General features: G+C 37.9%; 22 protein-coding genes. 18 read left to right on the forward strand and 4 right to left on the reverse strand.

The features are described 5' to 3' along the window. Positions 1 to 323: 323 nt before the first annotated feature. Both mutS and mutL read left to right on the forward strand, forming a co-directional pair. A complete protein-coding gene (gene mutS, locus PZE06_RS19920; protein ID WP_150917274.1) occupies positions 324 to 2,897 on the forward strand; it encodes a DNA mismatch repair protein MutS in 2,574 nt (857 codons plus the stop codon). Between the two features lie 18 nt (positions 2,898 to 2,915). Beyond that, complete coding sequence (gene mutL / locus PZE06_RS19925; protein ID WP_150917272.1) at positions 2,916 to 4,754, forward strand: DNA mismatch repair endonuclease MutL; 1,839 nt, start codon at positions 2,916 to 2,918, stop codon at positions 4,752 to 4,754. Positions 4,755 to 5,120: 366 nt separating this feature from the next. Here the strand turns inward: mutL and PZE06_RS19930 are convergent, their stop codons facing one another. Further along, the gene (locus PZE06_RS19930) at positions 5,121 to 5,684 is read right to left on the reverse strand and encodes a VanZ family protein (protein WP_225310728.1); all 564 of its coding nucleotides are present in this window, start codon (positions 5,682 to 5,684) and stop codon (positions 5,121 to 5,123) included. A gap of 512 nt (positions 5,685 to 6,196) precedes the next feature. Here PZE06_RS19930 and PZE06_RS19935 point away from each other — a divergent pair. From PZE06_RS19935 to PZE06_RS19955, 5 genes are all read left to right on the forward strand, one after another. Further along, positions 6,197 to 6,361 carry a hypothetical protein gene (locus PZE06_RS19935; RefSeq protein ID WP_191963272.1) on the forward strand — a complete coding sequence of 55 codons (165 nt, stop codon included), beginning with the start codon at positions 6,197 to 6,199 and terminating at the stop codon, positions 6,359 to 6,361. Between the two features lie 11 nt (positions 6,362 to 6,372). Beyond that, the gene (locus tag PZE06_RS19940; protein ID WP_150917270.1) at positions 6,373 to 6,837 is read left to right on the forward strand and encodes a cytochrome c oxidase subunit II; all 465 of its coding nucleotides are present in this window, start codon (positions 6,373 to 6,375) and stop codon (positions 6,835 to 6,837) included. 14 nt (positions 6,838 to 6,851) lie between these two features. After that, a complete protein-coding gene (locus tag PZE06_RS19945; RefSeq protein ID WP_225310727.1) occupies positions 6,852 to 8,549 on the forward strand; it encodes a cbb3-type cytochrome c oxidase subunit I in 1,698 nt (565 codons plus the stop codon). 81 nt (positions 8,550 to 8,630) lie between these two features. Further along, complete coding sequence (locus tag PZE06_RS19950) at positions 8,631 to 9,269, forward strand: SCO family protein (RefSeq protein WP_150917266.1); 639 nt, start codon at positions 8,631 to 8,633, stop codon at positions 9,267 to 9,269. After that, positions 9,266 to 9,823 (forward strand): hypothetical protein, encoded by a 558-nt coding sequence (locus PZE06_RS19955; protein WP_150917264.1) that lies wholly within the window; start codon positions 9,266 to 9,268, stop codon positions 9,821 to 9,823. The genes PZE06_RS19950 and PZE06_RS19955 overlap by 4 nt, the downstream gene beginning before the upstream one ends. A 397-nt stretch (positions 9,824 to 10,220) precedes the next feature. Here PZE06_RS19955 and PZE06_RS19960 read toward each other — a convergent pair whose 3' ends face one another. Continuing rightward, a complete protein-coding gene (locus PZE06_RS19960) occupies positions 10,221 to 10,799 on the reverse strand; it encodes a CBO0543 family protein (RefSeq protein ID WP_150917262.1) in 579 nt (192 codons plus the stop codon). Positions 10,800 to 11,039: 240 nt separating this feature from the next. Here PZE06_RS19960 and PZE06_RS19965 point away from each other — a divergent pair, with 240 nt between their 5' ends. After that, positions 11,040 to 11,390: a hypothetical protein gene (locus PZE06_RS19965; protein WP_225310726.1), complete on the forward strand. Its 351-nt coding sequence runs from the start codon at positions 11,040 to 11,042 to the stop codon at positions 11,388 to 11,390. 506 nt (positions 11,391 to 11,896) lie between these two features. Here the strand turns inward: PZE06_RS19965 and mreBH are convergent. Further along, on the reverse strand, positions 11,897 to 12,904 hold the full coding sequence (gene mreBH, locus PZE06_RS19970; RefSeq protein ID WP_150917260.1) for a rod-share determining protein MreBH: 1,008 nt from the start codon (positions 12,902 to 12,904) through the stop codon (positions 11,897 to 11,899). A 374-nt stretch (positions 12,905 to 13,278) separates the two neighbouring features. Between mreBH and miaA the strand changes: the two genes are divergently transcribed. From miaA to spoVK, 3 genes are all read left to right on the forward strand, one after another. Beyond that, positions 13,279 to 14,268 (forward strand): tRNA (adenosine(37)-N6)-dimethylallyltransferase MiaA, encoded by a 990-nt coding sequence (gene miaA / locus PZE06_RS19975; RefSeq protein ID WP_150917276.1) that lies wholly within the window; start codon positions 13,279 to 13,281, stop codon positions 14,266 to 14,268. A gap of 25 nt (positions 14,269 to 14,293) precedes the next feature. Next, positions 14,294 to 14,533, forward strand: coding sequence for an RNA chaperone Hfq (gene hfq / locus PZE06_RS19980; RefSeq protein WP_095308249.1), 240 nt, complete (start codon positions 14,294 to 14,296; stop codon positions 14,531 to 14,533). A gap of 571 nt (positions 14,534 to 15,104) precedes the next feature. Continuing rightward, the gene (gene spoVK / locus PZE06_RS19985; RefSeq protein ID WP_150917258.1) at positions 15,105 to 16,052 is read left to right on the forward strand and encodes a stage V sporulation protein K; all 948 of its coding nucleotides are present in this window, start codon (positions 15,105 to 15,107) and stop codon (positions 16,050 to 16,052) included. 35 nt (positions 16,053 to 16,087) lie between these two features. On the opposite strand, the gene PZE06_RS19990 is transcribed toward spoVK, so the two are convergent. Continuing rightward, entirely contained in the window at positions 16,088 to 16,720 is a 633-nt protein-coding gene (locus tag PZE06_RS19990; protein WP_150917256.1) for a trimeric intracellular cation channel family protein, read from the reverse strand. Positions 16,721 to 16,921: 201 nt separating this feature from the next. Between PZE06_RS19990 and hflX the strand changes: the two genes are divergently transcribed. From hflX to PZE06_RS20025, 7 genes are all read left to right on the forward strand, one after another. Continuing rightward, positions 16,922 to 18,184: a GTPase HflX gene (gene hflX, locus PZE06_RS19995; RefSeq protein WP_150917254.1), complete on the forward strand. Its 1,263-nt coding sequence runs from the start codon at positions 16,922 to 16,924 to the stop codon at positions 18,182 to 18,184. Positions 18,185 to 18,215: 31 nt separating this feature from the next. Beyond that, a complete protein-coding gene (locus PZE06_RS20000; protein ID WP_150917252.1) occupies positions 18,216 to 19,493 on the forward strand; it encodes a methionine gamma-lyase family protein in 1,278 nt (425 codons plus the stop codon). Between the two features lie 132 nt (positions 19,494 to 19,625). Next, positions 19,626 to 20,036 (forward strand): MerR family transcriptional regulator, encoded by a 411-nt coding sequence (locus tag PZE06_RS20005; protein ID WP_095308270.1) that lies wholly within the window; start codon positions 19,626 to 19,628, stop codon positions 20,034 to 20,036. A gap of 66 nt (positions 20,037 to 20,102) precedes the next feature. Beyond that, a complete protein-coding gene (glnA, locus tag PZE06_RS20010; protein WP_095308283.1) occupies positions 20,103 to 21,437 on the forward strand; it encodes a type I glutamate--ammonia ligase in 1,335 nt (444 codons plus the stop codon). Between the two features lie 44 nt (positions 21,438 to 21,481). Beyond that, a complete protein-coding gene (locus tag PZE06_RS20015) occupies positions 21,482 to 21,610 on the forward strand; it encodes a hypothetical protein (protein WP_263641568.1) in 129 nt (42 codons plus the stop codon). 240 nt (positions 21,611 to 21,850) lie between these two features. Further along, positions 21,851 to 22,372, forward strand: a complete 522-nt coding sequence (locus tag PZE06_RS20020) for a hypothetical protein (protein ID WP_150917250.1) — start codon at positions 21,851 to 21,853, stop codon at positions 22,370 to 22,372. A gap of 506 nt (positions 22,373 to 22,878) precedes the next feature. Next, entirely contained in the window at positions 22,879 to 23,688 is an 810-nt protein-coding gene (locus tag PZE06_RS20025; protein WP_150917248.1) for a hypothetical protein, read from the forward strand. Positions 23,689 to 24,248 lie beyond the last annotated feature (560 nt).

Raw genomic sequence — 24,248 nt, forward strand, 5'->3', positions numbered from 1 at the left:
TAATATCCTAGTTTGCCCCTTAGATATTCCATTACAATTTTTAATTTAAATTCTTCACTATATTTTGCCATACAAAAACACCCCAGAGGTTAGATTTTTAACTCTAACTTCTGGGGTGCAGTACCTATTTAGGAAGCTTTTTTGATTTACATGATTAAGAATGCCATTAAACTTATATTTTGTCGTTTATAAGAATGGAATGTGAGATTGGCTGCTGTGCGAAAAGATTTGCTATTGAATGCAAACCGTTTTCGCTCATTTTTACCTATGTTATAATAGAGTCATATCATTCATTAATGTGAGAAAAGTTTTGGAGGATTAGAATGGCTACATATACGCCGATGATACAACAATATTTACAGGTGAAGGCAGACTATCAAGATGCCTTTTTATTTTTTCGTTTAGGAGATTTTTATGAAATGTTCTTTGATGACGCATTGAAGGCGTCACAGGAGCTTGAAATTACCTTAACTAGCCGTGAGGGGGGGTCTGAGGAACGGATCCCGATGTGCGGAGTTCCTTATCACTCTGCTCCCCAATATATTGATAGACTAGTAGAAAAAGGATATAAAGTCGCAATTTGCGAACAAACCGAGGACCCAAGGCAAGCGAAAGGCGTTGTCAAACGGGAAGTTGTCCAGTTAATTACTCCTGGAACAATGATGGAAGGCCGTGGATTAAATGAGAAAGAGAATAATTTTATTGCCTCTCTAACCCCTTTTTCGGATGGCAGCTATGGCTTCGCTTATAGTGATCTTTCAACAGGAGAGAGCAAGGTTACGTTACTTGAAGGGAATGATGAGCTTGTTTTAAACGAAATTGCTCTTTCAGGAGCAAAGGAAGTGGTCATTCCTTCGCAGCTAGCTGAGCAATTGCAGCTTAAAATTCGTGAACGATTTTCGGCAACTTTATCTTTTGAAGACAATGAGACGATAAATGATCGTTTTGCCACTCTTCTAAACGCTGTAGAAGAAACGAGGTTAAAGAGTACGATTGCACGGTTATTCAACTATTTGTACCGAACACAAAAAAGATCGCTTGATCACCTGCAGCCTGTTAACCGATATGAAATTCAGCAATTTATGAAGATTGATTATTATTCAAAACGAAATCTTGAGTTAACGGAAACGATTCGTTCAAAAGGTAAGAAGGGTTCTTTATTATGGCTATTGGATGAAACAAAAACAGCAATGGGCGGACGTTTGTTAAAGCAGTGGATTGATCGCCCCCTTATTAATAAGGATGATATCATTAGACGTCAAGCACTCGTTGAAGTGTTCATGTCCCATTATTTTGAGCGGCAGGAAATGCGGGAAAAACTGACAGAAGTCTATGATTTAGAAAGGCTGGCAGGAAGAGTAGCCTTTGGAAATGTTAATGCCCGCGACTTAATGCAATTAAAACGCTCCCTTTATCAAATACCACATCTTAAAAGTGTTATCACACAGATGGGGAATGAAGAGGCGGATCTTTTAGCATCTCAGCTTGACCCTTGTGAAGAAGTAGTCGAATTGCTGGAACGGGCAATCGTCGATAATCCACCCCTATCCATCAAAGAGGGAAACATTATTCAAGATGGCTATCATGAAGAGTTAGACAAGTATCGTGATGCTAGCAAAAACGGAAAAACGTGGATTGCGCAACTCGAGCGAGAAGAACGGGAGAAAACGGGAATTAAATCGTTGAAAATCGGCTATAACCGTGTGTTTGGCTATTATATTGAAGTGACAAAGGCGAATCTTCATTTGCTTGAGGAAGGGCAATATGAACGGAAGCAAACATTAACGAATGCGGAACGGTTTGTGACGCCTGCTCTCAAAGAAAAGGAAGCGCTCATTTTACAAGCAGAGGAAAAAAGTGTGGAGCTTGAATATGCGCTATTTACAGAGATTCGTGAGTTTGTAAAAAGCTATATTCCGAGATTGCAGAGATTAGCGAAAATAGTTAGTGAAATTGATGTACTGCAATGTTTTGCTTCCATAAGTGAAGAAAGGCATTATGTGAAGCCGCAATTTTCCTCTGACCGCATGATTTTGCTAAAAGATGGCAGACATCCGGTCGTAGAAAAAGTCATGAATGCACAAGAATATGTACCAAACGATTGTTACATGGATAAAGAAAGAGAAGTTCTTCTTATAACTGGACCAAATATGTCTGGGAAAAGCACATATATGCGTCAAATTGCCCTTACGGCGATTCTAGCCCAAATTGGCTGCTTCGTCCCGGCTAGGGAAGCAACCTTGCCTATTTTTGATCAGGTATTTACTCGAATCGGCGCTGCTGACGATTTAATTTCCGGTCAAAGTACATTCATGGTTGAAATGCTTGAAGCAAATCATGCGATTGAAAATGCGACGGCCAATAGTCTGATTCTTTTTGACGAGATTGGTCGTGGGACTTCTACTTATGATGGGATGGCGCTTGCGCAAGCGATTATTGAGCATATCCATAATAAAATTGGCGCGAAAACTTTATTTTCAACCCATTATCATGAATTAACTGTATTAGATAAGGAGCTCAAGCAATTAAAGAATGTTCATGTTAGTGCAATTGAACAAAATGGTAGAGTGGTCTTCCTTCATAAAATTAAGGAGGGTGCTGCCGATAAGAGCTACGGGATTCACGTTGCCCAGCTTGCTAACCTACCTAACTCTTTAATCAAGCGGGCTAATGAACTGCTTGAAAACTTTGAGAATCAAGGTGAAAGCGTGCAAGCTCCAAAGTTGGAAAGTGGGCAGCTGTCATTCTTTGATGAGCCAGTGATCAAGGAAGCTTCTCCATTCAGTGCAAAGGAGAAAAAAGCATTGGAGCAAATCAGGGAAATCGATATTTTAGAGATGACGCCAATGCAAGCGATGAATACCCTTTATGAGCTTCACAAAAAATTAAAAAGCTAATTATTGAGAGGTGGCGTAATGGGGAAAATTATTCAGCTAGATGATTTACTTTCGAATAAAATTGCTGCTGGTGAAGTAGTAGAGAGACCTGCATCTGTTGTAAAGGAATTAGTGGAAAATGCGCTAGACGCCAATAGTACGATTATCGAAATCGAAGTAGAAGAAGCAGGTCTTGCGAAAATTCGCATTACAGATAATGGTGATGGAATTGAGGAATCAGATGTATTAATGGCTTTTCAGCGACATGCCACAAGTAAAATCAAAAATGATCAAGATTTATTCCGAATTAGAACGTTAGGGTTTCGTGGAGAGGCCCTTCCAAGTATTGCCTCTGTTTCAAGGATTGAGATCAAGACATCGACAGGTGAAGAGGGAACGCGTCTTGTTTTAGAAGGTGGTCATGTAGAAACCTTCGAAAAAGCATCAAGCCGCAAAGGGACAGATATCATTGTCACAGATTTATTTTTCAATACACCAGCAAGATTAAAATATATGAAAACAGTTCATACAGAGCTTGGAAATATTACCGATATTGTCAATCGTCTTGCCCTTTCTCATCCAGAAGTTTCTTTCCGCCTTATCCACAATGATAGAAAGCTTCTTCATACGAATGGCAATGGGGACGTACGCCAAGTGCTGGCGGCAATCTATGGTCTAAATATCGTTAAAAAAATGATTCCGATTGAAGCGACTTCACTTGATTTTACCATTCGTGGCTGGCTTGCTTTGCCTGAGATAACGAGGGCATCGCGCAATTATATTACAACGATGGTTAATGGTAGATTTATTAAAAACTATCCATTGGTAAAATCAATTCAAGAAGGATATCATACTCTTCTTCCAATTGGACGTTTTCCAATAGTTTTGCTCAACGTTGAAATGGACCCGATTTTGGTGGATGTCAATGTACATCCTTCAAAAATGGAAGTGCGATTTAGTAAAGAAGCTGAGTTGAATCAGCTTGTAACAGAAACGATTAAAAACGCTTTTCACCAAAAAGAACTTATTCCAGAAGGTTTGAAGCGGGAAGCAAAACAGGTAGAAAGATCGGAGCAGCCCTCTTTCGATTTCGAGCATCTTCCAGTTGCTAAAGAAGCGCAACCGGCATTTTCTTTTGAAGAATTTCCGCAGGTTGAAGTGCAGGAAACAATAAGGGAACTTCCTGTTAGACCGATAGAAAGCAGCCAAGTTAAAGCCGCACGCTCATTTGTTGAGGAGGAAATGATTGCTTCAGCACCAGCAACTGTCAGCAAAGATGAAGCAAACGTTGAATCAAGAGTCCCACCGTTATATCCGATTGGTCAAATGCATGGAACCTATATTTTGGCTCAAAATGAAAAGGGACTTTACATTATTGATCAACATGCCGCACAAGAAAGAATTAAATATGAATATTTTCGTGAGAAAGTAGGACAGGTTGAAAGCGAGCTTCAAGAGATGCTTGTACCTTTAACTTTTGAATACTCGGCAGATGAAGCGATTAAAATTATGGAGCATAAGGAGCAGCTTGAAGAAGTTGGTGTATTTTTAGAACCTTTCGGAATCAATAGCTTTATTGCACGCTCTCATCCGCAGTGGTTTCCAACAGGACTGGAAAAGGAAATTATTGAAGAAATGCTCGAACAACTGCTCACAATGAAAAAAGTCGATATAAAGAAACTGCGAGAGGAAGCAGCGATCATGATGAGCTGCAAAGCTTCGATAAAAGCAAATCATTATTTGCAAATGAGTGAAATTCAAGCACTTTTGGATCAGTTAAGAAGATCATCGGATCCATTCACATGCCCACACGGAAGACCGATCATTATTCATTACTCAACATATGAAATGGAAAAGATGTTTAAACGCGTGATGTAGAGGGGTTTCTAAGGAATTAGAAACCTCTTTTAATGGTTTAAAAAACCCTTGCTATGCTAGCAGGGATTCCTGAGAGCTTAATAGCGTGGTAATAAAGAACCCCACTTCGTAGGATAAAGTTGTCCCAACCACTTTAACTCACTTTCGAAGAAGGTCATTCTTTATGAAGGACATGAACTGTTTAGCACATACAGCATGGAATGGTGAGTATCCCACCAAAATAAAGTGTATCGTATTGACGGGTTACTTAAAAAGAAAAAGTAGTCTAATGATATTTGTTCGGCATGCAAGTTTGTAAAATCCCTATGACTATTGAAAGTTATGGTGTCGAGAATTCCACGTTAATAACGGGGATCAAGAATTACTTTAATCCAGTCCAAGTAAATCGATAACATACGGTGTGACTGTATTGTTATAGATCCAAGCGATGAAAAACGTCAATAAAGTTAATCCCACCATTGATAATGCAGTGTAAACAATTTTATTTTTTTGAGTGGAAGCATGTTTGCTTACTTTATATGAATAAAATCCAATGGAGGCACCAATCATATTTATCATGATATCCTCTGCATCAAAGCTGCCTAAATAAGTTACCATTTGCATCGTTTCCATGACTAGAATAAAAAGCAAAAACAGTCCTATAAACTTAAAGTAGGTATTTAACTGCTTTTTAAAAACCATCGGTACGAGTACTCCAAATGGAATAAATGCTATAAGGTTGCCGAGAGCAAAAACCCATAGTTTGAACGTATCTATTGAAAAACTCTTTGGTAGCCATAAAGGAATTCGAAGTGGTAATAGTGAATATCGATATTCTCGTATTTCAGCTAATTGTGGGCGCCCAAATCCGAAAAACATGAAATATACCAATACGATGATGTAAAAGAAAAAAATGGTAATGAGGTATCGATTTTTTGTTTGTAATGTCAAATTTATGTTCACACTCCTAGTATAAATTTTAAGGTATACACGATATTTAAGTCTTACTAAAAATTATACATGTCTTTAGAAGTTAAGAGTAAGAGTTTTAAGTAACCTTCGTTCATTTCATCTAATTCTTCATTTCGCCTTACCGCAAAATTAGTATTTTTAACTATTTTTCTGAATCGATGTTTTATATTTCATAAAAATAGCTTTTCTGATTAAATATTTCTTTTCCCAAATCAGTCCATCATTATAGTGAGAGCATTAATTTTAAAAAATAGAGCCCAATGCCTAACCTGTCTTAAAGAACGTATACAGGTTAGGCATTTTTTATAAAAATCCGAATTCGTTAAAAGGATATTTATTTTGCTATCCCTATAACAACAGTGTTTATCGCAATATCGAGCGGAAAAGTGAATGTTTTTTGAATAAAGGAAGTGGTAAAGTGATTTTTCTCACTACGATGAGAATCATTCGCAATTATGCTGAAAGTGAGAAAACTAAGGGAGGGAATTTTAATGAAAGCTTCTGATCATGTTCAAGATGAAATAAATGTTGAAAAAGAAAATATGGATAAACTTGCCACATCAAAATTGGGTACGTGGATCTCAGTCGGCGTGGTTGCAGCCGTTATTCTAGTTACTTACTTTATATTATTCGGATTCTACATGGATAGAATTTAAAGGAGGAGAATATGATGCACCTTGATGAAAAAATTTGGTTAACACTGAGCTTCGGCATCATCATGATATTTATGTTGATTACTGGCTATCAAGCATTTGCATTGGAAATGGGACCGCCAAGTCATAATGAAATAATAGATCCGCAAAAAGTGGATGAAACGGCTCCATTTGATGAACCTGGAATAAAACAAATTGGCGAAAAGGAATATGAAGTGGTGATGACTTTACAAGTATTCAGTTTTACGCCAATGGAGCTTGAAATACCTGCAGGTTCAACCGTACACTTCACGTTAACTTCAAAGGACGTTGTACACGGATTTCAAGTAGCGAATACGAATATTAATGCAATGGTCATGCCAGGACATATCCAAAAAATTTCGCAGAAATTTTCTGAGCCTGGTGAGTATTTAGTGCTATGCAATGAATATTGCGGTGCAGGACATCAGTTAATGAGCACGACGATTACGGTTAAATAAAGGAGGGAATGAAAGTGGACGCGGCTATTGAACAAAATAGAAGAGCAGCAGTTATCAGTGAAAAAAAGAATAAGGTTTTAGGCGTTTGTTTAGAGGATGCGCGAATATCGAAATCATATTTAGCTGTCGCTTTTGTCGCTTTACTGCTCGGGGGATTGCTAGGTTTATTGCAAGGGTTGAACCGGGCAGGGGTTCTGGAATTACCAGCTTGGCTAAATTATTATCAAATATTGACCGCACATGGACTGTTACTCGTTGTTGTACTTTCTGCATTTTTTACGATCGGATATTTTTACGCGGGTCTTTCCCATACATTAGGTGGTCTCTTACCAAAGGTGCGAAAACTTGCTTGGATTGGATTCTGGACAAAAATGGTAGGGCTTGTCTTGGTTGTTGTTCCAGTTCTAATGAATGAGGCTTCTGTTATGTATACATTCTATCCACCAATGGCAGCCCATCCAGTCTTCTATTTTGGGTTAGTATTGGTTGTATTAGGAATTTGGATACTGGCAACAGGAGCATTCATCAACGTGGCTCATTGGAGGAAGAATCATAAAGGACAACATCTTCCAATCTTAGCATTTTTTGCAACTGGGGTGTTTGTGTTATTGGTCGGAGCAACTGCATTCGTTGCTGTGGAAGTACTATTTATGATTATTCCATGGTCTCTCGGTTGGGTCGAGACGATTAATGTTATGGTTGCGAGAACATTATTTTGGGCATTTGGACATACGGCGGTCAACATCTGGTATTTAACAGCTGTATCTGCGTGGTATGTTATCGTACCAAAAATCATTGGGGGGACAAGATGGAATGATTATTTAACTCGCGTCGTTGTGATTGCACTTGTCATTATGAATATTACAGGTGGTTTCCACCATCAGATTGTTGACCCAGGTATATCACTTCCGATCAAATTTATGCACGTATTTATGAGTCTTGCTATTGGTTTTCCTTCATTAATGACTGCCTATGCGATGTTTAGAGTTTTTGAGCGTACAGGTCGAAGGAAAGGTGGCAAGGGGGCACTTGGTTGGTTTAAGAAACTTCCATGGGGGGACGTTCGCTTCCTATCTCCTTTTATCGCAATGGCAGCTTTTATCCCAGCCGGAGCAGGTGGGATCGTGCAAAGTACAAATCAATTAGATCAGGTGGTTCATAACACGATGTGGATAGTGGGGCACTTCCATTTAACACTTGGAATGTCAGTGGTCATGACATTCTTTGGAATTAGCTACTGGTTAGTACCTTACCTTTCAAAACGGGTGTTAACTCCACAAATGAATAAATTAGGTATTATTCAAACAATTATTTGGACGGTAGGAATGGTAATCATGGCTATCTCCATGCATGCAGCTGGATTGTTTGGTTCCCCGAGAAGGACATCTTTTACGACCTATGGAGATTTTGCAGAGACATTAGGATGGAATCCATTGATGACAGCGGTTGGCATAGGTGCAACCCTTTTGTTAATTGCGGTAATTCTGCAGGTCTATGCAGTATTTAATATGATGTTCTTTGCGCCAAAAGGGGAAGTCGAATTCCCAATTGCTGAGATCGAACAAGATGAAGCACCAACACCGTATATGACAGAACGCTGGGGAATCTGGGTGGTTGTGATGCTCATTGTAATCGCCATGGCCTATGTATTGCCATTAACAGATATGATCGTTAATGCCCCACCTGGATCTCCACCGTTTAAGACATGGTGATTTTATTGAAAAAGAGATAGATCAGATGTCGGGTTGTCTCTTTTGAAATTATGGATGGGAACAAAATTAGGAAGTGATCGCATGTTCAAAAACCGGCATAATGCAATATCGTTACTGGTTGTTTTCTTATTCGGAGTTGTTTTGTTATTTATCGGAACAGATGGGTTCACAGCTTTTACAGAAGAAACGGCTAGGGTTAATCGATTAATACAAGAAAAGCCTGTTTTTCCTGATGTCACATTGGAGGATAGCAAAGGGAGAACGTATCCTATTTCTGAGTTTGAAGGGAAATTCATGTTTATCACTTTCCTGTACACAGCATGTGGAACGGTTTGTCCTCAATTAGAATACAATATGGCTCAAGTATATGATTTGCTACCACAGAAGTATATGGGAGAAGAGATTGTCTTTCTTAGCATTAGCTTTGATCCTGAACGAGATGACCCAGAAACATTGGAAAGATATCGAAAAGCTTTTAAAAGTGATGGGGAAACATGGAGAATGGCAAGGATTGTGGACAAAACAGAGCTTAATACTTTACTTGAAAAATTCGGTGTAATCGTCATCCCTGATGGTCAAGGGAACTTTACTCATAATTCAGCTTTTTATCTCGTCGATAAAACTGGCAGTCTCATAGAGGTGATGGATTTTACAAATATTGAGGAGGCAGCTGAAAAAGTTGAAAGAATACTTGCCGGTGAGCAGGTGAGCAAGAGATGACACAATTTATCTATGGCTTATTATTATATATTTTCTTGATGCTCCCACCTGTTGCTGCTCTTTTTGAATCTATGATGATAACCCATATGCATATGCAAATGCCCATGCTGGTCATTTCAGGTTTCTTAATGTCTGGCCTTTTATTGAGACGATCCCATCTTTTTCTCGAAAAGTGGAACCATAATGGTATACCAGGGATCACCCTTTTTATGATGATAATGATATATTGGACTATTCCTCGAACAATGGATGAAGCATTAACGATGCAAACTATGGAGATTTGGAAGTTTATTAGCTTACCATTTTTGGCAGGAGTGCCACTGAGGGATAGTTGGAAGAAGCTAACAAAGGCATGGAAAAATTTCATTATTTTTATTTTTACAGTCAAGTATTTTGGAATGGGAGCTTTATATATATGGTCGGAAGAGTCGTTATGTAATAATTATTTAGTCATTGATCAATTAACACTTGGCTGGGGATTTATTACGACAGCTATATGCTTAGTCATTTACTTAGTCTATGCTTTTTCAGTGAATCCTTCAGATTATGAATAAAAGTGGAAAAGAGCCCTTGATGACTCATTTACAGCAAAAACAGCACATTAGTGCAAATGTTATATTGACGAGTTTAATGGACTGGATAGAACATTGTTCATTTACTCAACCATTGGTTAAACGTGATAAAGACTCTTTAAAAAGGGAATTTGTTTATTTAAAAATCGATGTAATCGTTATATTTTTAATTTGCTATGTTCGAGAATTCTGAGATTTGTCGGCGCATTTCGCGAAGATCCTTGATTTCTAGAACTTTCAAGACCTCTCTGACTCGATGTTACGTTATAAGAAAGGCCTGCTTTCTTCAAAATGTTCATCGAGTCAGGATAAAAAGCGCCCAAATGGCATGATCGACAACTTTAAACATCATTTTTTTATTGAAATATTCCATCTGCAATTAGAATGTTGCGTGAGATAGTTTGCCTTTAGCAATATAGTTCGATAGCAAGAACAATAAAACATATATAGGAAAAGAATAAATGCTTTTCCAATGGATAGGTTCATACAAATCTAACCACATTGCAATTGGTTCACCAATAAATGCTGCAAGTGCTCCATAGATGATTCCCTTTAGGAAAGGATTCAAATTTGGCATAAATTCAATCATAAGCATCATTGAAACAGGTAATAATGTAAGATCCCATGGTAAATAGCCTGTAATAAATGGAAAAACATTATATGGGTATGTCCAAAGGCCGAATTGGAGGCCGATTGAATCAAGTATTAATGCAATAATCGCCATGAAAAATCCAGCGCGAATGAGATCGCCTCTATTGTGGCGATTATGTAATTTGAACCAAATAATCCACGGCAAAATACTTAAAGCGAACCCTAGCCACCATCTTGGGGTAAACAGAATCATCTTTTGCCAAATATCCACAAATGATTCATGGGCTTGATTGTACAAGGAATATATTTTTTTAATATCTTTATTTATTTCTGAAGCTTTCATTTGCACCCCAGCCATTTCACTCATCAATGAATCTTGCCGATATATCGTTAGCATTTCATTTCAATTGTACAATTATGCAGAAAATATCCGTTTTGATAGAAAAACACTGGTTTGAAATGCTTTAATAAATCATAATATAGTGGTAGACGAGGAGGTGGTTATTATTTGCTGTTTTTCATATCCTTGTTACTAATAATCGTGATAACAGTCTTCATTATATTTCTAATCGTTGTTTTATCAAAACGTAAGGAAGGGGGAGAGAGTTTGGTCAGACATCTCTATGTATACCTTGTTCTTTTTGCCACATTAATGATGGTGATTGGCGGCGGAATTTCAATCTTTATGGCAACAGCGGACTTATTTAGTCCACCATCTTATTATCAGACCTATTCTGATTTTAAAATCATGAGACAAAGTGAAAAAATAGAAGGTCAACAAACGGTTACGTTAACGGAGGAGCAATTACGAGCAGAGTACGAGCAATTAATGGAGGATGAGAGAGAGCGACAAAAGGAGAATGCCAAAAACCAAATGATTAAAAGCTTAGGATTTATTATTATTCCACTGCCTATTTTCCTTTATTTTAATAAGTGGCGCCGAAAATCAATTGAATAGGAATGAGAAGGAGTACCGTTAGAGCATGGCCTACTTAGCCTGTCCCTTCCTTCCTTTTTAACTGTCTGTATATATAATGGACTACTTTAACGAAGGGGAGGAAATGAAATGTCAAGGTTTTGAAGAGGTTGTATAACCATAACGAATTATACAACCTCTCAAGCCAAGCTGCCTGTTAACGTTCGCTTTTTTAACAGCGTCAGTTGTTGATAGCTTCATGGCGTTTTTTCGCCTGATAACTGAATAAAATGTTTTACATGCACTTCAAAGGTCATTGCTATCAAATTATTACCCACATTTGTTGGCAATTAAAGCGCCTTTCCTTGTATTTTTATATCAGTTAAGAAAGTAATAAGGCACTTTTTTTATATCGCACCTTGCGAACTAATGTCACACTCATCCTGCTAAATCGACAGTTATTTAAGTGTAATGGAACGCTGTCCGGAAAAAGCTTTACTTAATGGAGCAGTTCAAAATGAAAATATTTTGAGAACATCTTTTGTTTTTTATTTTGCTGCTTGGCGAAGTTTTTTCATAATACTAAGTGATTCGCCTGTTCCTAATGCGACAGATTCAAGTGGGCTTTCTGAAAGCTGAACGGGTACAAAAATTTCTTTACTTAACCATTCTTCCATTCCGTTTAAGAGTGAGCCACCACCTGTCAGAACAACACCTCTATCAACAATATCTCCACTCAACTCTGCCGGACATTCTTCTAAAGTAGCACGGATTGCTTCCAGCATATGGAGTAAGGATTCTTTTAACGTTTCGCGAATTTCGTAAGATGATAGAGTGATTGTTTTCGGTAAACCAGTTACTAGATCCCGTCCGCGAATCTCCATCTTTAGTTCTTCATGATCTACGAGGGCATGACCAATTTCCATTTTTACTTGCTCAGCAGTTCTTTCTCCGATAAGGACATTATAATTTTTACGAACATATTGAATAATTTCCTCATCTAGTCGATCTCCGCCAATATTGATCGATTGAGCTGCGACTACGCCTCCAAAAGAAATAATCGCCACTTCCGTAGAGCCGCCTCCAATATCAACAATCATATTGGCAACAGGCTCATCAACGGGAAGCCCTGACCCGATCGCAGCAGCAACAGGCTCTTCAATTAAAAAGACTTGCTTCGCACCTGCATTACGTGCAGCGTCTTGAATCGCCCGTTTGTCTACACTAGTTGCTGCCGAAGGGGTACAAATGATCACATTGGGTTTTCGAACGTTTACGCCAGATTTATTCATAGCTTGCTTCATAATGATTTTTAAAAGCTCTGTCGTAATATCATAGTCCGCAATGACTCCATTTTTTAGAGGACGAATGACATGGATATGAGGAGGTGTTTTACCAACCATTTCCTTCGCTTCTTGACCGAAAGCAATCACTTTTTTTGTACGAACATCAACGGCTACTAATGAAGGTTCATTTAACGTAATTCCTTTATTTTTGCTATAGACTAATATATTTGCAGTTCCTAAGTCAATTCCGATTTCATTTGCTGCAAGCATTTCTTTCCCCACCTATTCTCTATTTTCTTGATGACATCTATGCTGTAGTAAATAGAATTAATATAAAAATTACAGTTTGTTCATGTCTTTATATAAATTAGCATGGAAGTGGTTCATTTAGGGGGTTGTTATATAAACGTTAAGGAAATGTAATGTAAAATGGAAAATTTGTAAATTGAGTCCGAAGGTGAATAAACTGGATATTTTTGGACATACTAATTAAATGTTGAAAGTTTCTCGTATTTCACAATCATTTAGTTCATAAACTTTAAAAAATGAATCGACATATTTGTTAAAAAATATTACAAATGAAGAAAATAGCCTTTAAATGTGTTACGATGAGAATTAGCAGTTTTACTGCGGTAAAAACACAAATGGATAGTAAAGGCGTGGAGGTAGTGGACAGTAAAGAAAAAGTCCTTGTTTTACTTGGACCTACTGCTGTAGGAAAGACGAAAATGAGCATTGAATTGGCCAAGCGTTTCAATGGTGAAATCATTAGTGGTGATTCGATGCAAGTATATAAAGGAATGGATATAGGCACCGCAAAAATCACAAATGATGAGATGGAGGGAATTCCCCATCATTTAATTGATATTAAAGCACCCAATCAATCGTTCTCTGTTGCAGAATTTCAAATGCTTGTTCGTGAAAAAATTGCAGATATCACCAATCGCAATAGGCTGGCGATGATCGTTGGCGGTACTGGCTTGTACATTCAGTCCGTCATTTATGATTATCAATTTTCGAGCGCCCCATCGGATGAAGAATTTCGAAAAAGCATGGAATTAAAAGCGGAAAAAGAAGGAAAAGAAGTGCTTTACCAAGAGCTTCTCGTCATTGATCCGCTTGGTGCTAGGAATATTCATCCCAATAATGTGCGCAGAGTGATAAGAGCTCTTGAAATATTCCATTGTACTGGAAAGACAATGGGCCAATTCCAAGATAAACAAACGGCAGATTTATGCTATGACACGGCACTAGTCGGGTTAACGATGAAAAGAGAACAACTATATGAGCGCATTGACAAGCGGGTAGACATCATGATCGAGCAAGGATTAGTAGATGAAGTGCAAGGATTGTATCAATCTGGACTTAGAGATTGCGGCTCGGTCCAAGCGATTGGCTATAAGGAACTGTACGATTATTTTGATGGGAAACTCCCATTAAATTTAGCCGTTGAGCAATTAAAGCAAAATTCTCGCCGTTATGCAAAACGGCAGCTAACGTGGTTTCGCAACAAAATGGATGTTCAGTGGTTTGATATGTCAGATGTGACCGACAACGTAACATTTACAAAAAAAATTGCGGAAATTTCCACGTATATTGAAGGAAAGCTGAAAATAAAATCGAATACATATTAATAGAGATAAAAGAGGAGGATCCCAGATGAAACAATCCATTAATATTCAAGATCAATTCTTAAATCAATTGCGTAAGGACGGAAGCAGCGTTACAGTTTTTTTATTAAATGGTTTCCAACTAAGAGGTCAAATAAAAGGCTTTGATAACTTCACCGTATTGTTTGAATCAGAAGGCAAGCAGCAGCTTGTTTATAAACATGCAATTTCGACCTTTGCCCCACAAAGAAATGTGCAAATTGATTTAGAAAATCCTTCACAATCGTAAAATACAAAGGCTCGCTTCAATACGAAGTGAGCCTTTTTATTTTTCTATCGAGGGGGGATTTTCCCGGTCTGGAGTATGAAGCTGGCTTAGCGCTAGCTGTTCATATGAGCGTTTCCTTGCTCGAAAATCAGTTCGTACAATAGCCACTAAGGAAAACGACCTTAATTTATTCTCATTGGCAATATATTTAAAGGATGAAAGGGTTTTTAATAAAAACTTTAATGAAATAGGTTTAAATTGAATACATATAGTATAGTTAACATTTTTAACCTAGGCTATTTTAACAGGGTGGTTGCTTAGCTGTTATTGCATTATTTTCTCCTTTTTTCATCTACGAAAGAATCGGGATTTCATGAAGAACCGAACATCAACAGCTTCATAGGTCAACTTGTGCAAAAGTGAAATTAGGCTAGTGTCACGAAAATGATCTCATCTGAGTATGATGATGATAAATAATTCTTTTGAGATGGAGAAGCGGTGCTTTTTCGTAAACATGGCCGATTCACCCAACTATTGAATTTTTCTGAATTCAACTAGAGAAAACAGCTTTTAGAAATGTGAGGTGAAAGCTTTGGACCAACCTATTCGTATGAAAAATAACGGTCAAATTAGCATTGTTCTTAATTCACAAATAAGAAAAACGGTTGCGAAGGAGTTGCCCGATGTAAAAGTGGTTCCAAAGACGATTCCACAGGAGCATGCAGCTTTAAAGGAAATTGAGGAGGAACTTGGTACATTAGTGGGAATGGAAGAAATGAAGAAAACGATTAAAGAAATATATGCCTGGATATATATTAATAAAAAACGAGAAGAAGAAGGGCTAAAAGTCGGAAAACAGGCACTTCACATGATGTTTAAAGGAAATCCCGGCACAGGCAAAACAACGGTTGCAAGACTAATCGGGAAGTTATTCCAAAAAATGAATGTTCTTTCTAAAGGCCATCTTATCGAGGCAGAAAGAGCAGATTTGGTAGGGGAGTACATTGGTCATACAGCTCAAAAAACGAGAGATTTAATCAAAAAGGCAATGGGTGGTATTTTGTTTGTAGATGAAGCATACAGCTTAGGGCGCGGCGGTGAGAAAGATTTTGGAAAAGAAGCGATCGATACGATGGTCAAGCATATGGAGGATAAACAACATGACTTCATACTTATTCTTGCCGGTTACTCAAGAGAGATGGATCAGTTTTTAACGTTAAATCCCGGCCTTTATTCACGCTTCCCACTTGTGATCGACTTTCCTGATTATACCATTGATCAATTAATGGAAATTGGTGACAAGATGCTTCAGGAAAAAGAGTATACATTAAGTCATGAAGCAGAGAAAAGGCTGCGCGATCATTTATATTGGATTAAAAATTCCTTAAACGTAACGAGTTTCTCCAACGGCAGATATATGAGAAATGTTATTGAAAAATCGATTCGTGCCCAATCGATGCGCTTACTCATGCAAAATCAATTCGATCGCCATGATTTAATGACGATCCGAAGTAATGATTTAATCCTTGATGAAGGCTGACGAAACGTCAGCCTTCTATGATCTGAAGCTCGATATTAACTTTCGATGTTTCGCTTTTTTGCATGAATCGATAGATTAAATCGTTTTGGAAGTTTCCAATTGTATGTGTACGATAATACACGTAAAAAAACGATGATGATAAAAAGAGTGTACAATTCAAAGGAAGTCACGGTCCATTTTAAGCCGATTGCGATCCCTGCTAAAATCGCCCACACCGCATATATCTCTGCGCTTAATACCAGTGGTTTTCTTCCTGCTAATAAATCGCGGATGATCCCACCGCCGCTTCCAGTCAGTACTGCCGCGACAATAACGGCGCTTAGGGGCAACTCCATTTTTACAGCATAGAGAGCTCCTTGAATTGCGAAAGCTGACAAACCGATGGCGTCAAAAAGGTTACCCCATCTTTGCCACACTTTAAGGAGATTATTAAGGAAGAAGAAGACGAGCGTTATCGATAAAAGAGCAACCTGAAAAAAGGGTCCTTGCTCCCATAATGCTGAAACTGGTACACCGATAAGTAGGTTGCGAATCGCCCCTCCTCCGAAAGCAGTTACAATCCCTAATATGTAAACTCCTAAAATATCATAATCTTCTTCCATTGCAATAATCGCTCCGCTAATAGCAAATGCGACGGTGCCGATCATACTCAATACTTCCCAGGTCATTCTTGTATTCTCCTCTAAATGATAAATTCGCCCACTTTAAACAAACAACTTGATTTTATCACGGAGCATGTTTGCAATGAAAGACATTTATTTTTTGCAAAATTCGTGTTCACTCTTCTTTTTTGATATGATGAATTCGAAGTGCATTAGCTCACCTAATATCTAATTCATATAGATGCTTTAAGGACAGGAGGAAATGATTTGTCAAAACAAGAAGCGAGTATTGAAAAAGTGATCATTGTAGGTTGTCAAACAACAGAGGATGATCTTCGCTATCAATATTCAATGGAAGAACTTGAGTCATTAACAGAAACTGCAAAAGGAAAGGTAGTCGCAAAATTAATTCAAAAAAGAGAACGGATTCATCCGTCTACTTACATCGGTAAGGGAAAGGTGACAGAATTAAAGGCATTGGAAGCAGAGCTGGAGGCTGAGCTGATTATTTTTAATGATGAACTGTCTCCAAGTCAAGTGCGAAACCTTTCTGCAGAGTTAGAAGGGAGGATTATTGATCGAACACAATTAATTTTGGACATCTTCGCGACGAGAGCCCGTTCAAAGGAAGGGAAGCTACAGGTGGAATTAGCACAGCTTCAATATCTCTTACCAAGACTCGGTGGTCAAGGGCTTCACCTCTCAAGATTGGGAGCTGGAATTGGGACAAGGGGACCTGGGGAAACGAAGCTTGAAAGCGATCGCCGCCATATCCGCCGTAGAATTGATGATATCAAGACCCAGCTCAGTGTTATTGTCCAGCATCGTGATCGTTACCGTGAAAGACGAAAGAAAAACAAAGCGTTCCAAATTGCACTGGTTGGCTATACGAACGCAGGGAAGTCGACCTTATTTAACCGCTTGACAGAAGCTGATTCATTTGAAGAAAATCAATTATTTGCAACGCTTGATCCAATGACTCGAAAAATGATTTTACCAAGTGGGTTTGGCACTCTTTTAACAGATACGGTTGGCTTTATCCAAGATTTGCCTACAACGCTTATTGCTGCCTTCCGTTCAACGCTTGAGGAGGTGAAGGAGGCTGACTTAATTCTTCATCTCGTCGATATGTCCAGTGAAGATTATTATCAGCATGAGCAAACGGTCCATAAACTATTGGTGGATTTAGAAGTTCAGCAAATTCCGCAGCTAACGGTTTACAATAAAAAGGATCAGCAGCACGGTGATTTTGTTCCGACGGCAAAGACCGAAACAATCCTAATTAGTGCGTTTGATGAACAAGATCGCATGCGATTAAAAAAACAAATTGAACAGATTGTATTGCAAGCAATGGAATTTTACCATGTAGAGGTTCCATCAACAGAAGGAAAGCTGTTAGCGCAACTTAAGAATGATACCATACTAAGAGAGCTTCGTTTTCATGAGGAAAAACAATTATACGTATGCAAAGGCTATTGTTTGACAGATCATCAAATACTTGGCCAACTTTATCACTATTCGATTAAGTGAAATGATATTTGATATATAGAAGGAGAACAGCATGTATCAGCAATTAACATATGGCAAGCAGTTAGAAAAAATCATGATAGAAGTAGAGGAACAAGTGCAGGATTTGCATCAAGAGATTGACGAACGAATCGATCGCAATCAATTTCGAGTGCTTTCAAGTTTTCAGCATCATCGTGTAAGTGACTCGCATTTTATTCCATCAACCGGTTATGGTTATGATGACATTGGTCGAGATACATTAGAGGATATTTACGCAGAGGTATTTGGTGGTGAGGCTGGGTTAGTTAGACCTCAAATCATTTCAGGAACTCATGCCATTTCCATTTCCCTCTTTGGAGTACTTAGACCTGGTGATGAACTTCTTTACATAACAGGAAAGCCTTATGACACACTCGAAGAAATTGTTGGTATTAGGGGAAGTGGAGTTGGTTCGTTAAAGGAATATGGGATTTCTTATAACAGTGTTCCTTTAACAGTAGAAGGGGATATTGACTACCCGGCAGTTAAACAAGCGATGAAGCCTAATACGAAAATGATTGGTATTCAGCGCTCTAAAGGCTATGCGAATCGTCCTTCTTTTACAGTTGAGCAAATAAAGGAAATGATTGATTTTGTAAAAAAGATTCATCCGAAAGTCGTCGTTTTTGTCGATAATTGTTACGGAGAATTCGTGGAAGAGCTTGAACCATGTCATGTCGGGGCAGATTTAATGGCTGGTTCATTGATCAAGAATCCCGGCGGTGGCCTTGTTAAAACCGGCGGTTATATTGTCGGCAAAAAAGAATGGGTCGAGGCTTGCGCTTATAGACTTACGTCGCCTGGGATTGGGAGAGAAGCAGGGGCATCCCTTTATAGTCTACAAGAAATGTATCAGGGCTTTTTTATGGCGCCGCATATCGTTGGGCAAGCTTTAAAAGGAGCGATCCTTACCGCAGCCACGCTTGAAAAGCTGGGAATGAATACAAATCCAAAGTGGGATGCCGTGCGGACGGATTTAATCCAGTCTGTCCAGTTTGATGAACGAGAGAAGATGATTGCTTTTTGCCAAGCGATTCAATTTTCTTCTCCTATTAATTCTCATGTAACGCCATATCCGAGTTATATGCCTGGCTATGAAGATGATGTCATTATGGCAGCAGGCACGTTTATCCAAGGAGCGAGTATAGAACTTACCGCTGATGGACCGACCCGTCCACCATATGTGGCATACGTTCAAGGGGGATTAACATATTCACATGTCAAAATAGCGATTTGCATCGCACTAAATCATTTATTAGAAAAGAAGCTCCTGAGTATTGATGAAAAATAATAGGTAAATAGCTCAAAAGATCAAAGAAAAATAATATTTAAAAAAATCATGTAATATAACCTAACATCTGTTGACAGAAAACCTAACATTAAATATAATAAAAGCATGATAGAAAGGTGGAGAGAAAATCGCATGAGCGGAAGTGAAATTCGTCGTACGATGCCACTATTTCCAATAGGAATTGTGATGCAATTAACTGATTTAACTGCTCGGCAAATCCGCTACTATGAGGAACACCAATTGATTTCTCCGGCGCGAACAGAGGGAAATAGGAGAATGTTTTCTCTTAATGATATTGACCTTTTGCTTGAGATTAAGGATCTTATTGACCAAGGAGTTAATCTTGCTGGAATTAAACAACTTTTTGCTGTGAAGGAGAAAGAAGTAGTAACTGAGGAGATGGAGAAAGAAGCTAAAAAAGTAAGACGTGAATTATCTGATGATGAATTGAGGAGGATTTTAAGGGCTGAAATGATGCAAGCTGGTCGTTTCAATCGTTCTTCCCTTCGTCAAGGAGATATGTCTCGCTTTTTTAAGTCATAAAAGCTTTTCCTAGCATGTCACTAGTTGGGAGAGGCCAACAAGAAGTAAAAATAGGGAGGAAGTAGAATGGCGAAGTTTACTAAAGATGATATCAAAAGAATGGCGAGTGAGGAAAACGTAAAGTTTATCCGCCTGCAGTTCACTGACATTTTAGGAACAATCAAAAATGTGGAGATTCCTATCAGTCAGCTCGAAAAAGCCTTGGACAATAAAATGATGTTCGACGGATCCTCTATTGAAGGATTTGTTCGAATCGAAGAATCTGACATGTATTTATATCCTGATTTAGATACATGGGTCATTTTCCCTTGGACTGCTGAAAAAGGAAAAGTTGCACGCTTAATTTGTGATATTTACAATCCAGACGGCACTCCATTTTTAGGAGATCCACGTAATAACTTACGACGTATCTTGAAAGAAATGGAAGAGTTAGGCTTCACTGACTTCAATCTGGGACCAGAGCCAGAGTTCTTTTTATTCAAGTTAGACGAAAAAGGAGACCCGACTCTTGAGTTAAATGATGCCGGTGGTTACTTCGACCTAGCTCCAACTGATTTAGGGGAAAACTGTCGCCGTGATATCGTACTAGAATTAGAGGAAATGGGCTTTGAAATCGAAGCTTCTCACCATGAGGTGGCACCTGGTCAGCATGAAATTGATTTCAAATATGCAGATGCAATCACTGCATGTGACCAAATCCAAACTTTTAAACTAGTAGTAAAAACGATTGCTCGTAAGCATGGTTTACATGCCACATTCATGCCAAAACCATTATTCGGTGTTAACGGCTCTGGAATGCATTGCAACGTATCATTGTTTACTAACGGTAAAAATGCATTTTTTGATACAACTGGAAACTTAGAGCTCAGTGATACCGCACGTCAATTCATTGCAGGTATCATCAAACACGCACCAGCGTTTACAGCAGTAACAAACCCAACAATTAACTCTTACAAGCGTTTAGTACCTGGATATGAAGCTCCATGTTATGTAGCATGGTCTGCTAGAAACCGTTCACCATTAATTCGGATCCCTGCTTCTCGCGGTCTAAGCACTCGTGTTGAGGTGCGAAGCGTTGATCCATCAGCTAACCCATATTTAGCAATGGCTGTTCTTTTAAGCGCTGGTCTAGACGGCATCAAGAATAAATTAACTCCTCCAGCTCCTGTTGATCGTAACATTTACGTGATGTCAAGAGAAGAGCGCATTGAGGAAGGAATTGTAGATTTACCTGCTACTTTAGCGCAAGCATTAGATCAGCTTAGAGCAGATGAAATCATGACTGCTGCTCTTGGAGAACATATTTTAGAACATTTCTTAGAAGCAAAAGAGATCGAGTGGGATATGTTCCGTACACAAGTCCATCCATGGGAAAGAGAGCAATATATGCAAATGTATTAATGTTTATAGCCTTTGGCGCTCTGAGCGTCAGGGGCTTTTTGTTTGTGAAAAAGAAACCATGGGCTTGGCCTTGGGTTCCAAAAAGCTTACAGCGTGGTATTAAAAAACTCTTCCGTAGTGCCGATAAATTAGAATTTATTAATATTATGAAAGTGGAGATTAAAAATGGTTAACCAGTTATATTTTCATTTCAAGTTGAACCTATAATACAAATGGTGGTGTTTCTTTCAAAAGGAGAAGAATTGAAGTATAGGAACAGAGTTGGCGTTGTAGCATTAAATTAAAATACATATAAATTTTAAGACCTAAGCCGTACATTAAATTAGACCTTAGGGATATAGAAAGAGTTATCTGTATGTGCTAAATTGTAGTTGTTGTAATTGTAATGTATGTTATTTTAAAGGAGGGAATCTGTGAAAAAAGAAATACGTATTTCAGAAAAACTATTGTTGGCTGGATTTAGTTTTATGTTTTTTTTTATGATCGTACAAGATTGGGTTCCTTTAGGTTCATTTAATGACGTTCAAGCCATTAGAGAAGCAAATTCATATAATGAATTAATCACTGTTACATTGATTAATGTAGGGCAAATTTTAATATTAATGGGCTTGTTAGTTAAATTCATGGGAAAAAGGTATCCAATCTGGGTTAAACTTTGGCTAATAATCCACCAGTTATGTATTTTTGTTGGAGTGCTAATATCCTGGTGGATTCCTTACTTATTTGGGTATGGTGCAGAACAAAAAGTCGAAAGATATAATCAAATGTTTGGAGATACCCATTCTTTCCTTCCAGTAATGAATGGAATTGTTCCAAATACGCTTCATTTCCTTTTTCATATCACTCTATTATTCGGTATTATTATCGTGCTTTATATTTCCTTTACCTCTTCAAGAAACACGAAAAATTATAATAACAGTTATTCTGTAAATTAAACTAAATGCTTCTTTAATTTTTCTTATAATTAACCACTAGTGTTGCATTACTTTATAAGACTACTTTTCTTCATTTTCTAGTGTTACAGTTGTTCATCCATGAGAAAAGAGAGCAATATCGCAAAAGTATTAATTAGTAAAATCCTTGATAGCATTATTGAGGGTTTTTGTTTTGACTTGTAATATTTAAAGAAGTAAAAATCGAAATGATGAGTGAGAGGAGAGGATATCACTGATCAATAGAAAAGTAAGATTTGAACATTCTCATTTGGATCATTCAAACGAGAAATCATTTTTTTAGGTTTTGTTGTATATCGGTGTTGATTTTAGGCTCATTCCGTATGAAACCTTGGTTTCACACGGAATGAGCCTAAAATCCCTTTTTCAATAATATGTTTAATACAACCTTTAAAAAGACAGAACAAGTAAGGATTAGCTTACGTTCTGTGTGTTATTATGAAATTACTAGAACATTCTCTTTATATTTATAACAAGGAGGAAGTAAGTTGAAAAAAATGATCTGTACTCTTTTGTTAACAGCATCTTTTTTCATTTTTTTAGGACAAGAGCAAGGATATGCAATGGGTCATAGAGCTGGCCCAAATTTTGAAGAGCAGCTTTTTGAGGAGAGTAAAATACGAGCAGCAATCTTGAGAGAGATCCGAAAAATTTATGAGCAAGAAGGATTAACATCAGAAGAAATTAAGAAAGATGGTTATTATCACTTTAATGATGAGCAATCAGAGGTAATCATACAAAGAGTAAAAAATTTCGAAAATACTAATTTAGGAAAAAAGGTTGATAATGCAGTCAATAAAATCCTTGAATTAAGAGATAAGGATATTGAAATCAAAGTAAAAAATGTTGATAAAAGCTATGATGAGTTGGTTGGATTGCAAGATGAGATAATTCAGTATACAAAGGAAATGGGAATTAATGGGGCGATATCTCTTTTTGAAGATAAAAGTATCATTGAATTAGCAACAAAAAATATTACAAGTTGTCAGAAAAAGTTTCTTGAAAAAAATTACGGAGATTACATAAAAATAACTGCTGATTATGAAGAGCCCTTTGAAGCTAAAAATAATGCATTTTCCCAAGGATTTGAAAGTGTAGAAAGAAATAGTGGGAGTGCAATTACAGATAATTATTACAATCTATTAGGAAATGTCACAGGGGAAGTTGATCATTCGACTGTGCGTTCTTGTATACCGGGTTTTGAATCGGTGAAAGCAGGTTATTCGCTGACTTTTGCTCCTTGGGTAGATGTGCAATCTACGTTTGGTTTGAGTCGGTACACTTTTTTAACCAATTAAGCCTATTTCCGCTAAACTATTTAAAAAGCGCCCAATTGTGCGCTTTTTCCTTTGATCAAAACAAACCCGAGGATAGGTGATATGTGATGCCTAACTGGAAAGAGATTGAACGATTATAAAATTTTCGAGAATGAGGGTCTTTCAATGGAATAAATGACCGTATTGATCTGCGCAATTCGCAATTGATTGTGCTTTGGGGAGCGAATCAGGCATGGAGCACGATGGGAAGCGTAACATACAACTATCTTCGGGATAAATGCTCATTATCCTTCAGTCAGCAAAGTCACACGCTTGAGTTAATCATTTTTTTAATGAGGAGATGCCTCTGACGGGATTCGAACCCGTACTCCTTTCGTAAGCATAGGCTAGGGGAGAACACGCTTCCCTACGGATTTTCACCGGCTAGGAATTTCACCTGCCTCAGCTCATTTGCTTTTCGGTGCTTCTGAAACCCTTGCCTTGCGACCCGGTTCTACAATGTTTTCCGGCGCTCTTCCCTTCTAGAGCTACAGAGGCATTTCATAAATTATATTCAATATTTTATGAAGCATCAATATAAA

The sequence above is a fragment of the Robertmurraya sp. DFI.2.37 genome, from assembly GCF_029211245.1.
Classification (GTDB): domain Bacteria; phylum Bacillota; class Bacilli; order Bacillales; family Cytobacillaceae; genus Robertmurraya; species Robertmurraya methanolica_A.